We start from the raw sequence: 14043 nt of genomic DNA, 5'->3' as shown, positions 1-14043 counted from the left end.
TGATTTAATAGTAGCCGTATTGATACTTGTGCAGATTCCGCGTGCCGTTGAGGATAATGTACATCTCGGGGAGTTGTGACCCTGTGTGCAATGCTTGAATACCAGCCACTTGATGCCGGAAAGTAAAATGTTGCCGAACGATGTATAAAGTCATATCGGCGTGGATGCCCAGCAAGCGTGCATCGCCGACAAGGCCGACGGGGGGGCTGTCTAAGAGGATGTAGTCATATCTTTTTTTGAGCGCAAGGACCAGTTCATTCATTTTCGAAGAGAGTAACAACTCGCCGGTTTCGGGGCATTGTTTTCCGGAGGCGAGAAAGTCGAAAGGATATTGGGTTCCGTATCGCTGAATATGCGGTTCATTACCGAGCGCAATCGCTTCGGTGATGCCTTCGGTTTGAAGATTCAGGATTGTGGCAAGAGTCGGTTTTCGAAGATCGAAGTCGATAAGTAACACCTTCTTATTGGCGAGCGCCAGCGATTGTGCGAGATGGGCTGCTACGAATGACTTGCCTTCGCCGGCCATTGCCGAGGTGAGTAAAATAACAATATTTTGTCGCGCCCCGGCTATAAAATGGAGGTTCGTACGCAATGAACGGAACTGTTCCTTTACAAGGCTTCGGGGGGCGGGTTTTAATAAAAGGTTTGATTGATTTTGCTTGCTGATTTCGCCGATTACGGTTACATCGCATTGTTGAATTATGTCATCTTTCGAAGTGATCTTTTCATCGATGAGCAGCCCTACGTATAGCGCGCCAGCGGGAATAAGAATTCCTGTGAGCAGAGCTACAAGCAGTGTAAGCTGACGATTTGGATATGTGGGCGTGGGGCTGGCCTGGGGCGGGTCGATGATTCTTGCGTTGGCGATGTTTGCGGATCTGGAAATCGCTGTTTCCACCCTCTTTTTGAGCAAAAACAGATACAGCTCCTGCTGAATGCCTTGCTCGCGTGATTGTGATAGGAATAGCCGTTCCTGACCCGGTATTTGCGCTATTTTAGCATTGAAATCTCTGGCGTAGTTCCGGATGGCGGCGATACTGAGCGTCAGTTCCTGCTTCTGATACTGAATAGCATCAGACAGATTGTTTCTGACGACATTTAGCTGTTTATGCAGTGACTTTACATCGGGATGGTGATCGGAGAGGGAAGTCAAGGTTTTGGCGAGCAACAACTGCATCTCATTATACTTTGTGATCAGTTCGGAGAAGTTGTTGTCTTGTGGGTACAGCGCCGATGGAATGGCTGTTGCAGGTTTTTGACTCAAATGCGTTTCTAATGCCTGTACGAGTTTGAAGCGAATAGACAGCTCTTTCTCTTGTGATTCGTTTCCATTCAACTTTTGCAGAACCAATCGGCTATTCTCATCCATATCGATGACCTTATGCCGTTTCCGGAAATGTTCGATGTTGGTCTCAATTTTTGCGAGGTCGGACGAAACCCGGTTCAAATTGGTATTGATGAAAGCGATCGTGTTGTCGGCTGCCTTGTTTTTCTCCGCAATGCTTGCCTTCTGATATCTGAAAATGAGTTGTTTTAAAATCGCTTCTCCCTTTTTGGGTAGTTCATCCTGTATAGACAGCCCAACAAGGCTTGCGGTTTTGTTGGGTGCCTGAACGGTCAGTACATGCGCATAATGTTCCAGAATAGATTCATTATTCGATATGCTGAATGAATATTCATAATCTGCGGCCGGTTTGAAGTGGGTGGTGTCGATCGTGGCGAGCCCATGTGGCAATAGCAGTTTGCCGCCAAAAGTGCCGGAGAGACTGTTAGCTCCTGTTTGAACCTTAAAGGAATTGCCAATTCCTTTGCTAATATGATAGGTTTCGGGTTTTGCAGTTCGCCTTTTCAGGAATTTGACCTTGAAGGGTGTTTTGTCGTATAGCTCGGTTGTTTTGACATGACCGGAGGCGAAGTACTGAATGGTTAGATGCAAGTCGTCGACGACCTGGCTGAGCAATGTTCTGCTTTTCAGTATTTCGATTTCATTCTCAACGCTACTGGATGCGTCCGGAAACCCTAATTCTTCCAGGAGGGCAGTTTCACGAAAGTCGCTGCCCCGGGCATCGTCGCGTATCAGAAGTGAAGCCGTAATGCCATAACGCGGTGTTTTGTATCTCAGAAATAGTAGCCCCAAGGTCACGAATAGCATTGGAGAGAGGAGAAACCAATGCCGGCGGTACTTGATGGCCTTCCAAAGCGGGTCATTGGCCCAGTCCCGACGTTGTGCAAATTCTGATATTTGAAATTTCGGCATCGGATACGGATCTAAGTTCGTACCCGTTTAGACGCTGACTTGTAATTTTGGTAACGCGACTTCTACAATTTTTTTTTCCAAATTTCTGGATAAAACAAAAATCCCCGTCTCAGAGGCTTGAAACGAGGATTTTAAAGTAAAAGATATTTTATGAATCGAAATGCACCTTTACCTTTTTCAGCGCCGATGCCACCACCTGGTGCATGTCATAGTAGCGATATTCAGCCAATCGTCCTCCAAAAATGACTGCCGTCTCTTCGGCTGCCAAGGCTTTGTACTGATTGAATACCGTAGTGTTCTTATCATCATTCACGGGATAATACGGCTCGGCGCCCTTTACCCATTCCTGGGGATATTCGTGTGTAATGACAGTCTTGGGTTGTGTGCCGAATTCGAAATGCTTATGCTCGATGATCCGCGTAAATGGCGTTTCTCCGTCGGTGTAATTGACTACCGCATTGCCTTGGTAGTTTTCGACATCGAGCAGTTGGTTTTCAAAGCGCAAACTGCGGTATTCGAGTTGACCGAAACGGAAATCGAAGTACTCGTCGATAGGGCCGGTGTAAACGATCGTCTCTGCCAATGTCATAAGCGCTTCCTTGTCTTTAAAGAAGTCAACACCAAGTTTTACATCGACATCTTTTAAAAGGCCTTCGGTTAATTTATTATAGCCACCGATCGGTATGCCCTGGTATCGGTCGTTGAAATAATTGTTGTCGAACGTGAATCTTACTGGCAGCCGTTTGATAATAAATGCAGGCAGTTCGGTGGCTTTTCTGCCCCATTGTTTTTCTGTATATGCCTTGATAAGCTTTTTGTAAATATCGGTCCCCACCAGTGAGATCGCCTGCTCTTCGAGATTGCCGGGCTCCTTGATTCCCGCTTCTTCTACCTGTTGCCGAATCTTCTCTTTTGCTTCTTCCGGTGTGCGCACTTTCCACAATTGGTAGAAAGTGTTCATGTTGAATGGAAGATTGTAAAGTTCGCCATTGTAGTTGGCCACAGGCGAGTTGGTGTACCGGTTAAATTCTACGAACGAGTTGACGTAATCCCAGATATCCTTGTCGTTGGTGTGAAAGATATGCGCACCATATTTGTGCACATTAATGCCCTCGACGTTCTCACAATAGACATTTCCGCCTATGTGATTGCGGCGATCAATGACCAGGCATTTTTTGCCGCGTTTGGTTGCTTCATGAGCGAATACCGACCCCCACAAACCTGCACCTACTACCAGATAATCATATTGTTTCATTGAATTCCCTGTTGCTTTGTTTGTGATGTGGCTAACTTATTCCGTGATGAACGCGTGAATATATTGAAAAGAGAAAGGCTCCCGACGGGAGCCTTTCTCTTTAAGTCATTTATCCAACTATTAAGGAAGAAGTTTCAATTCTACGCGACGGTTTCTTTGCAAACCTGGGCGGGTTGCACTGTCCGCGATTGGTTTGAATGATCCGAAGTAGTCTACGATCACTTTGCTTGGGTCTTGCAAACCAGCTTCGTTGATCAGGTAGTTTTTCACTGCATCTACGCGGCGTTTAGAAAGCGCGATGTTGTAACGGTCAGATGCACGACGGTCTGTGTGACCTGCCAGTTGCAAACGGCATCCGTTTTTGTTCATCAATGCCGCTACGTTTTTCAGCAATTCCTGGAATTCAGGTTTCAGCACGTTTTTGTCGGTATCGAACGTAACATTTGCAAAGATTTCGCTACAAGCAGCACCGGTTGCCAATGCATTTTTCACGTAGGAGTCGAAGTCGAGTACGCGGCCAGCACCATCAACAATGCTTCCTGCTGGTGAGTTTGGCTCTTTATCGAAGAAGTCGGATACACCATCACCGTCAGTATCAAGCAACAAACGTGGGTCGATATCTTTTGGACGGTTTGCTTTTGCAACAGAGTCCATTTCTTCGAGTGTAAGAATTTTCGGTGGCTTAACCAGTACGCGTGGATCTGTGTAGCGCAGGTGGTAGTATCCACCTTCATCTGGTTTGTAATCCCATTTGCCGTCCACTTTCGCAACTTTCAAAGGCTTTTTGCCCAATTTGTAAGTTACCTGGATTGCACCGTATCCATAGCTGTCAAGTTCAGAGTTTCCTTTGCGGGAAGTTTTCTGGTCAGCGATATTGAAGCTGTTCGGAGTTCTGTCGTAGTCACCGCCGTAAGTAGCGTCGAGGTAGTCAGAGTTAGTGTGGGTCAGACGGAAGTCAACACCGATATCGATTCTTGGAGTTACCTCGTAGTTTACGTTCAATCCTGTCGGAATGATCCAATCATTCATATTGCCTGTTTTACGAAGCTCAACGCCACCTGTCAGATCATAAGCAGTCGCGTCATAAAACACTTGACCTACACCTGCATACGCATCGATTTTCCACCGCTTCATTTTGTTGGGACCCATCAAAAGTCCTTTCAGGTTAACAGTTCCTGAAAGAGAGACGTCGAAATAGTTACCCTCAAAATAGCGGTTATAGTTACGACGTTTCATACCTCTAAGGTTACCGATAGAAGCGTCCAGACGAGCGCCAAACAGGTATGAAAGTTGCTTGTTCAATGTGAGGCCTCCTTGAAAAGTTCCGGATTCCTTGTGGCTATCAGAATTGGTTTTAGTGACAGGCCAGAAGTCATACTCTCTTAAATCGCCAAAGAACATGGATGGGCCAAAGTGTGCTGAAATTGACCAGGTGTTCAATTTGTAAGGGCCATCGTACGTCGCTTTGGGGTTGTAATCCGGAGAATTCGGTTGCACCAGCGGTTGTGCGAATGAAGGCAGCGCCATCATTGCTCCCAAGGCAAACGAACCAATCAACTGGGATACTTTTTTCATACTATTCAAGTTAGCGTTATTAAGATTAACTAGGATTGATCTATATCCAATTTTATGAGTAAAGTTATATTATTTGTTTCACGGCTAATCGCAATATTAACCAGATGCCTAGTGCGCACAAAAATAGGTTAACAATATCACTTAATCAACCGCAAGTTGATACAAATGGAAAAGTTTCCTGATATTTAATTCAAATTTTACCCGAAAGAAACCTCCTTTTTTGAACTTTCAAAGCCGTTGATTCAATTTTTTTTCCATTTCCCGCTTCCAGGAAGCGAAAGTCCCATCGATAATTTTCTCTCTCGCACTGTTAACCAGCCACAAATAGAACGTCAGGTTATGGACGCTGGCAATCTGTGCGCCGAGCATTTCGCTTGATTTTACAAGATGCCTTAAATAGGCCTTACTATAAAATGTACTAACATACCCGCCAAGCCCCGTATCTATCGGTGACAAATCATCTTTCCACTTTTCGTTGCGGATGTTGATAATCCCTTCCGTTGTAAAAATCATGCCATTACGTGCATTGCGCGTCGGCATCACACAATCAAACATATCAACCCCAAGCGAAATGCATTCCAGGATGTTGGCAGGCGTACCCACGCCCATCAGATAGCGTGGTTTATCCTTTGGTAAAATGTCGCATACAACCTCGGTGAGCTCGTACATGATTTCGGCTGGTTCGCCTACCGAAAGACCACCGATCGCATTGCCTTCGCGCCCGGCAGAAGCAATAAATTCGGCCGATTGCTTGCGCAGGTCTTTGTACACACTTCCCTGAACAATAGGGAACAAGGTCTGACTGTGACCATACTTCGGTTCAGTGCTGTCAAAACGGTCGCAGCAACGCGTAAGCCAGCGGTGGGTCATTTCCATGGATTTCCTTGCGTAGGTAAATTCACAGGGATATGGCGTACATTCATCGAATGCCATGATGATGTCGGCGCCGATGGTACGCTGTATATCCATTACGTTTTCGGGCGTGAATGTGTGTACCCCACCATCAATGTGTGACTTAAATACCACACCCTCTTCATTGATCTTGCGGCCGGTTCCGGCTAACGAATAGACCTGATAGCCGCCACTGTCGGTCAGAATGGGCCGGTCCCATCCATTGAACGCGTGCAGCCCGCCTGCTTTTTCAATAATGCCGAGCCCGGGACGGAGATATAAATGATAGGTATTCCCTAATATGATTTGTGCTTTGACGTCTTCTTTCAATTCGCGTTGATGAACGGCCTTGACAGTCCCGGCAGTGCCAACAGGCATGAAGATGGGCGTCTGGATTACCCCATGATCCGTCTCGATCAACCCGGCTCTTGCTTTCGAATGGGGGTCCTGGACTTGTAGTGTAAACTTCATTAAAAGGTTTTAAATTGCTGGTGTGCAAAAATAGAAGGAACGTCTCGAACATTCCTGTCAATGACAGTATATTTGCATGAATTTGGAAAAATTTTACATCTCTCTTCTGTTGTGGCCGATTCTTTACTCTATGCGCTGGCGGCGTTTGTAGCTGTTCAGTTATTCTATTATCTCTTCTTTTTTACACGGCTGGCATTTTATGGGAAAGGCGCTAATTATGGCAATGCAATGCCTGGCGTGACCGTGTTGGTGTGTGCATGGAATGAAAGAGAAAACCTGACGGAGCTTATTCCTTTGCTGGACGCGCAGGAGTATCCTGAGTATGAAGTGATCCTGCTCGACGACCGGTCCGATGACGGCAGTGAAGAGTATATTCGCGAAAACATCAACGGCTGGACGCACATTCGCTACATCCGTATCAACGACCAGTTCGACCACGTTACGCCCAAAAAGTATGCGCTGACCGTTGGGATGAAGCAGGCTAAATATCCCATTGCCCTGATGACCGACGCGGACTGCCGCCCTTCTTCGAACCATTGGATAACGGCTATGACCTCCCGGGTAACTGACTATAAGGACATAGTACTCGGTTTTTCTCCTTATTTCAAACAAAAGGGTCTGCTTAACTGGTTTATCCGCTGCGAAACGTTTTATACCGCCGTGCAATACCTGTCCTTTGCACTGGCGGGGCTAACCTACATGGGCGTAGGCCGTAACATATTATATAAGCGCTCCGTTTTCTTCGCCAACAAAGGGTTTTATACACACAAACATGTTTTCGGTGGCGACGACGACATTTTCCTGAACGAGGTCTCCACTAGTTCGAACACCACGGTTTCAATAGAGGAAGACTCATTTGTATACTCAGTCCCTAAAACCGACTGGAAGAGCTGGTTCCGCCAGAAGCGCCGGCACATTTCCGTGAGCCGGTATTATAAGCCGCGCAACAAGGTGTTGCTGGGAATGCTTTCTGCGACGCATATAGCCAGCTGGTCATTGGGTCTCATTATACTGGCTTGGGGGCTCATCACAAAAGATTACTTGTTGTTGCAGTATCTCGGGATCATCTTCGGTGTTAGATGGGCCATTCAGTGGTTCCTGCTCATCATTATTAATGTAAAGCTGGACAAAACCGTGGAGTGGTTCAGCTTTTTACTGATGGATTTTGCACTTTTCGTTTATTATCTCGTTTTCGGGTTTTTGACCATGACGAGCAGAAAACCCCGTAAATCATGGAATTGATTGATAAATACTTCCCCAACCTCACTGCCGGGCAGCGTGATAAATTGGGGCAAATGGGCGAGTTGTATGAATACTGGAATGCCCGGGTAAATGTAATTTCCCGCCAGGACATCGATACATTATATGAACGTCATATCCTGCATTCACTGGGCATTGCGAAAGTGCAGCAGTTCCGTAGCGGCACAAGCATTCTGGATGTGGGCACGGGAGGCGGTTTTCCGGGTGTGCCGTTAGCCATTATGTTCCCGGAAGCACAGTTCCATCTTGTAGATAGTATTGGCAAGAAGATCCGGGTTGTGCAGGAAATTGCCGATGCATTGAAGCTGGACAATGTCCGGGCCGAGCAGGTGCGGGCCGAAAGGCTCGACGACAGCTATGAGTTCGTCGTGAGCAGGGCGGTAACGCGCATGGCGCCTTTTGTGGGTTGGGTTAAAAAAAATATCAGCCGCAACTCTTTCCACGACCGCAGGAACGGAATTTTATATCTCAAAGGTGGCGACTTAGCCGAGGAGTTGTCGGAGATTCAAGAAAAGGCGCAGATTTACGCCCTTTCAGACTTTTTCACCGAGGAATTCTTTGAAACTAAGAAAGTGGTATACGTACCTTTGTAACGCATTTATTTTAATAACCTATCATATGAACGAACGATTCAGCGCCAGTGGACTCATGAACCCGTTTTTCCCCGACGAGATCACTTTCGGAGAAAAGGGCGTAACCTTCAAAGTCAGGAAACTTTTCAAAAGCAACGACAACTTTGTTTTCTATTCAGACATCTCGGGGGTAGAGATTGACAGTAGTATCTTCTTTTCGACCATCCGGATTATTCCGAGGATGCGCCCTGAAATTATTATCAATAATTTTACAAAGGGAGATGCGAAGAAAGTCAAGGAGTTAATACTCTCCAAAGTGCAGGCGTGACAATTTTTTAAAGATTAGACTTGCGCTGTATAACTTGAATTACTAGATTTGCACCACAATTCGAGTACAACAACCGGATAATGATTCCCGAATAGCTCAGCCGGTTAGAGCATCTGACTGTTAATCAGAGGGTCGCTGGTTCGAGCCCAGCTTCGGGAGCTTTGAAAATCAAGCGCTTAGCAAGAAATTGCTAAGCGCTTTTTTTCTTTTGTTGCAATAAAAGTTGCAATACTTGACTAGCCTTAGAATCGGCATGAAACGCCTCGCCACGTTGATAGTTATCACGGCCAATTTAATTTTCGGCGTCCACCTTGTCCTGAATGGGACACTTGGAGCAGAAGACGTGATGTTTTTTGTTTCTTCGGCACTTGTGTTGTGCTGGATCAGAAGTGGACTCCTTAGCCGCGATCTCAAATTCGACGAGGAGTTTTTTCATTATGATAAGGACATCAAAATTCCTCTTTCCTCTATTACGGCGATTAAGCTTGGTCTGAGTTCCAACCTTCAACATGATCGTTATTGGAGAATCCAATATAAGGTAAGTGACAGTGATGAAAAATCTATCACAGTTTTGCCGTCAGTGACCAACGATAATTTTATGAAATTTCTTAGGGCGGTGGAAGCCAGAAATCCGTCAGTGGAGACAGACATGTTTAAATTTGAGCTGTTATGGGGTTTTATGCCTAAAATAACGTGGAGGGTGAGGGGCTAACCTAGTCTCTTCAGTACGGAGATTTTTTTGTCGATTTTTATTATAAACAAGATTCAATGCGATAGCTTGAAGCCCGGGGATATAGTAACAGTCTTCTTTTACGAAACCGGAAATACTAAATCGATTTCTTTAGTATCTTGAAAAAGACGGCAAGGTGTACTTTGGGAGAGGAGATTTTCAAAAAACGCTTGGTTTCATTGTGGCTGGGCTCGCTTTATTGCTAATTATTTTTGGATTCATCTTGTATAAAAAGAACAAGATAGCTTACTAAACCTAAATCGTTAGATGCCAGGGCATTCAGAGTTCTCACATTAGGGAGCTATACCAGAAAAATTGAGGATGGTCCAGACAAAAAGCATGATAACGGTCAATAAAAAGAAAATTAGAGGCTGGAAACGGCGGATCAAGGAGATCGACCGATGGTTTGAGGCATATAAAATGCCTGATCTTGATAGATTCAAGACTAAGGGTGAGGACTATGTCAAAATAAGGATTTCACCATGGAATCTTGTATGCGAGCGCATACCACCAAACTGGTACTTTCGGTTAATCGCACAGAAGCTAGTCTTGATCCATGATATTTGGAAAGACATTTTCGAGAGCCAACAGATTCCGTACGACCTTCAAATTTGGCTAAACTATCCTAATACCATACGAAGCCGAATAGTCTGCGCGAAGGTTGAGAGCTTTGGAGAAATTAGAGACAACTATTACAGAGAAAGTACTAAAAACAATATACTGCCACCAATGTGGGCAAGTCATGTTAAGGAGCTAAAGAACTTCACCTGGCAACAACATGATGATGAGGATTTTGCTTTTAAGAACCTTGAATACCTTGATAGCCAAGAAATTGATGAATTGTTAAAATTTGGTTTTAACGAAGACAAGATTATCATTGATGGCGTCGAAGACACTAGATATAGCAGAAAAGTCGGGAATGTATGGATCGGTCGAAAAATCTGAGGTAAGTTTTGAGAAAGCGTTCAGGTTTTGGTCCGGCAACTTCTTGTAAGAGAACGTTCCCTTCATATTGAGTTTAACCACCCTTTTTGCCTCTGTCAATAGCAATCAACGCAATTTCACGAGATCCGCTCTCGATCACTGCCAAATTGGAGACTTGCAAATTTTAACATCTGATGAGATTATCCCATTAAGATAACCCGTAGTGAAGGATTTCGCATGGGAATTGGAAGCGTACTGTTTTGATTACCCCTGGTCGACCGGGCAGTTTGCCATTAAATCATTTACTTACTCCCTTATATTAAATCCATTCCGATGAATCCGAATCGGCAGAGGCCTGGTGAAAAAAAGGCGGGTCGTGTGCAAGGCTGGCACTAAATATTAATATATTGCGGCCAGAAACCCCCTCGGTCACGGGTGGCGGTATCTCATACAAACGAGGCGTTCCCACAAAATTTCCAGATCCTGATAGTCTACAATATAGCGCGAGCACCTTTAACGGTTAGTAAGCTAACAGGCATTCATGATAGATCCCAATCTCGGCTTTAAAGGGAGGTTGGCCAGGGTTCTATTGGTTAAAGATTTCGTTTTTCCCAAAGCTGTACACAGTTTTAAACACTATAAGTCCGAATATTGAAGTATGAAGAATTTGGTAAGATCCCTGGCAAAAAAATGGTTTTTAGAGGGGAAAGGAAATGCGATCATTAAACAGACTCCCGAGGAAAAGATACTCGCATTAATAGCACGCTTGCGTCCTTACAACCCTGGCATCGATTTGATCAGGGTCGGCCCCAATGGTGATGGCGGCTACCTGGTGCCCGATGATCTTGAAGACATAGGTGCGTGCTTTTCCCCTGGTGTTTACACCGTAAGCGAATTTGAAATGGAATGTTTCAGAAGGGGAATGCGGCTTTTTCTCGCAGATAAATCTGTCGATAAACCCATATTATCCCTCGACGACAGTAGTTACCATTTTTTAAAAAAACATGTAGGCTGTACCAATACAGACGATTTGATTACGCTGGATACCTGGTTCAATGATTTTTATGGCAAAAAAGACAAGGATATCCTTTTGCAAATGGATATTGAAGGCAGTGAATACCTGACGCTTACCGCAGCGTCGAACGACCTATTGGAGCGATGCCGCATCATTGTGGTAGAATTTCACGATTTGCATAAACTGTGGAACCCGGAATTTTTCAGGCTTGCCAATGAGGTGTTTGGTAAAATACTCCAAACACACACATGCGTTCACATACATCCGAATAATTGCATCGGATTGTACAAGAGATTAAATATAGAAATCCCGCCGATCGCTGAATTCACTTTTTTGAGAAACGACAGATTTGTAAAAAAATCGAGACAGACCGAATTTCCGCATCCCCTGGATTTTGACAATATGAAAAGAGAACACATAGCCCTTCCAAAGCAATGGTATGCCGGATAGAACAGGCCCGATAACTCTTTCAATTTATTGAGTAAAACCACGCCCTCGCGTGGTTTTCTGCTATGTAGCAGGTTGTTTTCAACTTAGCTTAAAAACACTTCAACCATCACCTGAATATGTCGCAGCTCAGAAAAGAAGATATCAAACAGGAAGTATTCGATCTTTACGACGACTATGCGCACGACCGCATTGATCGCCGCAATTTTGTGCAAAGCTTGTCGGCCTATGCCGCGGGTGGCGTCACGGTAGCATCGCTGATGAGCTTTCTGATGCCCGATTATGTGGGAGCTATCCAAGTGCCTGCCAATGACCCGCGTTTGCAGTCTGACTATGTCAATTATGAATCACCGAAGGGTGGAAAAACGATCAAGGCGCTGTTGTCGAAGCCGACGGATGCGAAGGGAAAATTGGGCGGTATAGTGGTAGTTCATGAAAACCGGGGATTGAACCCTCATATCGAAGACGTCGCGCGCCGGGCGGCGCTGGCTGGGTTCATTTCTATCGCACCTGATGCCCTTTCGCCATTGGGAGGTTATCCGGGAAATGACGATGCAGGACGCGAGTTGCAAAGCAAGCGCGACCGCAATGAAATGCAGGAGGATTTTATCGCAGCTTATGAATATTTAAAAAATCACAAGGATTGCAATGGAAAGATCGGCGTGGTGGGCTTCTGTTTTGGCGGCGGCATTGCCAATATGATGGCGGTACGCATCCCCGGTCTCGCGGCTTCGGTACCTTTCTATGGTGGCCAGCCGGCTACAGAGGATGTTCCCAAAATAAAGGCGCCGTTGCTTTTGCATTACGCAAGCCTGGATACGCGCGTGAACGAAGGCTGGCCGGCGTATGAAAAGGCTTTGAAAGAAAATCAAAAGGAATATACGGCATTTATGTATCAGGACGCGAACCACGGTTTTCATAACGACACGACTCCCCGTTATGACAAAACGGCCGCCGAATTGGCCTGGAAGCGCACCATCGATTTCTTTAAAGAAAAACTGGCATAGGTAGGTTGAAGCCAGAATGGAAACAGTACAGTTCCCATTCTGGCTAACAAATTGAATCATCCGCCTGACGATTAAATACCGCTGCCCTGGTTGTGGCAGTTTTCGATCATTTTGTCTCTCAATTCGATCGCTTTGGCAAGGGCTTCGTTATAAGCCGCCTCTACATTCGCGGTGTTGGAGCTTTTAACTTCTTCCGCACGTGCTTTCGCAATCGCAGCGATTTCAGTACAAGTACCGATCTTCGCAGCCTCGAGCTGGTTTACTTTGTTCAGATAATCGAGCAACTGGATGTTGATCAGTGCTTTCAAGTATTCGTACTGGCCTGGGCGCAGGAATGGTTTCGCCTTATCTAATGCAGCCAACGCGTCATTCGCGATTTTGATACCTACCTGGCGAAGCGCTTCAAAATGCCCCGCACTGTTTTCGCCGGTACATTGTTCGAGATTCCGCTGGATGCGCTCCAAATCTTTGATGTAAGCCCCATTGATTTTTTCAAGCCCTCGAGATTTAGCTTCATCGAGGCGATCCTTGGTTTTTTCGAATTTCTCGTTGGCGCGTGCGATACAGTCATCGCTGTTGCCTGCTTCGATGGCCGGGCCCGAGGAAGTGCCCCCCGTTACCCCGCGGGTGCGTCCGCCGTCAGGAAGCCCTTGTAGCCTGGCCGCTGTGAAAAGCGAAAGGTAGCTTTGGAGCTTGGGGTCCGCCGATACCCTATTCAGAATGGAGCGTACCTGCTGTGAATTAAGAACAGTTTTGGAGGCCTGTGAAGGAGAAACCTCGTTCAACGCTTTAATCTCGGCGTCGGAAAGTGCAGCTGATACTTCTTCAGCGGCCTTGGACACGCTTGCAGGAATGTTTCCGGAAGTAACTGTTCCCAAAGATTTGTTCAATTCCAGTGTTTTCGCCGTAGGATCTACTTTCCCGGGCACCAGTTTAATGTCCGGCGTTTCTTCTAGTTTGGTTGGAGCCAGTTCCAGCTTGTCCAGTTGGCTGGAAAGCTCCGTGTTGGCAGGTTCAAGTGAATCCGCTTCTTTGTCCTTGCAATCATAAAGGAAGAATGTGAGGAAAGTTAGAAGTGTAAGTAACCTCAGTGTACGTGTTTTCATACGAGTTAGATTTGGTGAAAAGAAATTGGCGGATTATCAACTTGTTTTTTTAAGGGCATAATTTTCCTATGTCAGCTAGCGTGTCAAAGCCTGACGTATTCCTTGGCTGATTACTTGTTGTAAACAGTCTGGTGTCCCCGAATCGCACAACAGTCTGCATTGCCTTTCCAAAGCAATCTGAGTGAGCGAACGGATACGCCTATAT

12 protein-coding genes and 1 tRNA gene are annotated in these 14043 nt (G+C 45.7%); 8 read left to right on the top strand and 5 right to left on the bottom strand.

From position 1 onward, the window contains the following. Window positions 1-4: 4 nt before the first annotated feature. From LZD49_RS13075 to tgt, 4 genes are all read right to left on the bottom strand, one after another. The gene (locus LZD49_RS13075) at window positions 5-2257 is read right to left on the bottom strand and encodes a GNVR domain-containing protein (protein WP_234667958.1); all 2253 of its coding nucleotides are present in this window, start codon (window positions 2255-2257) and stop codon (window positions 5-7) included. A gap of 148 nt (window positions 2258-2405) precedes the next feature. Next, complete coding sequence (gene glf / locus LZD49_RS13070) at window positions 2406-3512, bottom strand: UDP-galactopyranose mutase (protein ID WP_234667954.1); 1107 nt, start codon at window positions 3510-3512, stop codon at window positions 2406-2408. A 120-nt stretch (window positions 3513-3632) separates the two neighbouring features. After that, window positions 3633-5087, bottom strand: coding sequence for an OmpA family protein (locus LZD49_RS13065; RefSeq protein WP_234667952.1), 1455 nt, complete (start codon window positions 5085-5087; stop codon window positions 3633-3635). A gap of 228 nt (window positions 5088-5315) precedes the next feature. Further along, window positions 5316-6449, bottom strand: coding sequence for a tRNA guanosine(34) transglycosylase Tgt (tgt, locus tag LZD49_RS13060; protein WP_234667950.1), 1134 nt, complete (start codon window positions 6447-6449; stop codon window positions 5316-5318). Between the two features lie 60 nt (window positions 6450-6509). Here tgt and LZD49_RS13055 point away from each other — a divergent pair, with 60 nt between their 5' ends. The 8 genes from LZD49_RS13055 (at window position 6510) to LZD49_RS13020 (ending at window position 12732) form a co-directional block, all read left to right on the top strand. Continuing rightward, window positions 6510-7691, top strand: a complete 1182-nt coding sequence (locus tag LZD49_RS13055; RefSeq protein WP_234667947.1) for a glycosyltransferase — start codon at window positions 6510-6512, stop codon at window positions 7689-7691. Further along, on the top strand, window positions 7682-8302 hold the full coding sequence (rsmG, locus tag LZD49_RS13050) for a 16S rRNA (guanine(527)-N(7))-methyltransferase RsmG (RefSeq protein WP_234667945.1): 621 nt from the start codon (window positions 7682-7684) through the stop codon (window positions 8300-8302). Before LZD49_RS13055 ends, rsmG begins: the two co-directional genes overlap by 10 nt. A gap of 25 nt (window positions 8303-8327) precedes the next feature. Next, window positions 8328-8609 carry a hypothetical protein gene (locus LZD49_RS13045; RefSeq protein ID WP_234667942.1) on the top strand — a complete coding sequence of 94 codons (282 nt, stop codon included), beginning with the start codon at window positions 8328-8330 and terminating at the stop codon, window positions 8607-8609. Window positions 8610-8694: 85 nt separating this feature from the next. Beyond that, a tRNA-Asn gene (locus LZD49_RS13040) sits at window positions 8695-8768 on the top strand. A 94-nt stretch (window positions 8769-8862) separates the two neighbouring features. Further along, window positions 8863-9321, top strand: a complete 459-nt coding sequence (locus LZD49_RS13035) for a hypothetical protein (protein WP_234667939.1) — start codon at window positions 8863-8865, stop codon at window positions 9319-9321. Between the two features lie 339 nt (window positions 9322-9660). Beyond that, on the top strand, window positions 9661-10284 hold the full coding sequence (locus tag LZD49_RS13030; RefSeq protein ID WP_234667936.1) for a hypothetical protein: 624 nt from the start codon (window positions 9661-9663) through the stop codon (window positions 10282-10284). Window positions 10285-10921: 637 nt separating this feature from the next. Next, entirely contained in the window at window positions 10922-11728 is an 807-nt protein-coding gene (locus LZD49_RS13025) for an FkbM family methyltransferase (RefSeq protein WP_234667933.1), read from the top strand. Between the two features lie 116 nt (window positions 11729-11844). Beyond that, a complete protein-coding gene (locus LZD49_RS13020) occupies window positions 11845-12732 on the top strand; it encodes a dienelactone hydrolase family protein (RefSeq protein ID WP_234667931.1) in 888 nt (295 codons plus the stop codon). Window positions 12733-12803: 71 nt separating this feature from the next. On the opposite strand, the gene LZD49_RS13015 is transcribed toward LZD49_RS13020, so the two are convergent. After that, window positions 12804-13838 carry a hypothetical protein gene (locus LZD49_RS13015; RefSeq protein ID WP_234667928.1) on the bottom strand — a complete coding sequence of 345 codons (1035 nt, stop codon included), beginning with the start codon at window positions 13836-13838 and terminating at the stop codon, window positions 12804-12806. Window positions 13839-14043 lie beyond the last annotated feature (205 nt).

Origin of the sequence: Dyadobacter sp. CY261, from assembly GCF_021440085.1 — a bacterium.
Taxonomy (GTDB): domain Bacteria; phylum Bacteroidota; class Bacteroidia; order Cytophagales; family Spirosomataceae; genus Dyadobacter.
This window is presented reverse-complemented; position numbering and strand designations above follow the sequence as displayed.

Coding starts and splice junctions, on each gene's coding strand:
- LZD49_RS13075 (WP_234667958.1), bottom strand. CDS start 2,257: ATGCCGAAATTTCAAATATCAGAATTTGCACAACGTCGGGACTGGGCC.
- glf (WP_234667954.1), bottom strand. CDS start 3,512: ATGAAACAATATGATTATCTGGTAGTAGGTGCAGGTTTGTGGGGGTCG.
- LZD49_RS13065 (WP_234667952.1), bottom strand. CDS start 5,087: ATGAAAAAAGTATCCCAGTTGATTGGTTCGTTTGCCTTGGGAGCAATG.
- tgt (WP_234667950.1), bottom strand. CDS start 6,449: ATGAAGTTTACACTACAAGTCCAGGACCCCCATTCGAAAGCAAGAGCC.
- LZD49_RS13055 (WP_234667947.1), top strand. CDS start 6,510: ATGACAGTATATTTGCATGAATTTGGAAAAATTTTACATCTCTCTTCT.
- rsmG (WP_234667945.1), top strand. CDS start 7,682: ATGGAATTGATTGATAAATACTTCCCCAACCTCACTGCCGGGCAGCGT.
- LZD49_RS13045 (WP_234667942.1), top strand. CDS start 8,328: ATGAACGAACGATTCAGCGCCAGTGGACTCATGAACCCGTTTTTCCCC.
- LZD49_RS13035 (WP_234667939.1), top strand. CDS start 8,863: ATGAAACGCCTCGCCACGTTGATAGTTATCACGGCCAATTTAATTTTC.
- LZD49_RS13030 (WP_234667936.1), top strand. CDS start 9,661: ATGGTCCAGACAAAAAGCATGATAACGGTCAATAAAAAGAAAATTAGA.
- LZD49_RS13025 (WP_234667933.1), top strand. CDS start 10,922: ATGAAGAATTTGGTAAGATCCCTGGCAAAAAAATGGTTTTTAGAGGGG.
- LZD49_RS13020 (WP_234667931.1), top strand. CDS start 11,845: ATGTCGCAGCTCAGAAAAGAAGATATCAAACAGGAAGTATTCGATCTT.
- LZD49_RS13015 (WP_234667928.1), bottom strand. CDS start 13,838: ATGAAAACACGTACACTGAGGTTACTTACACTTCTAACTTTCCTCACA.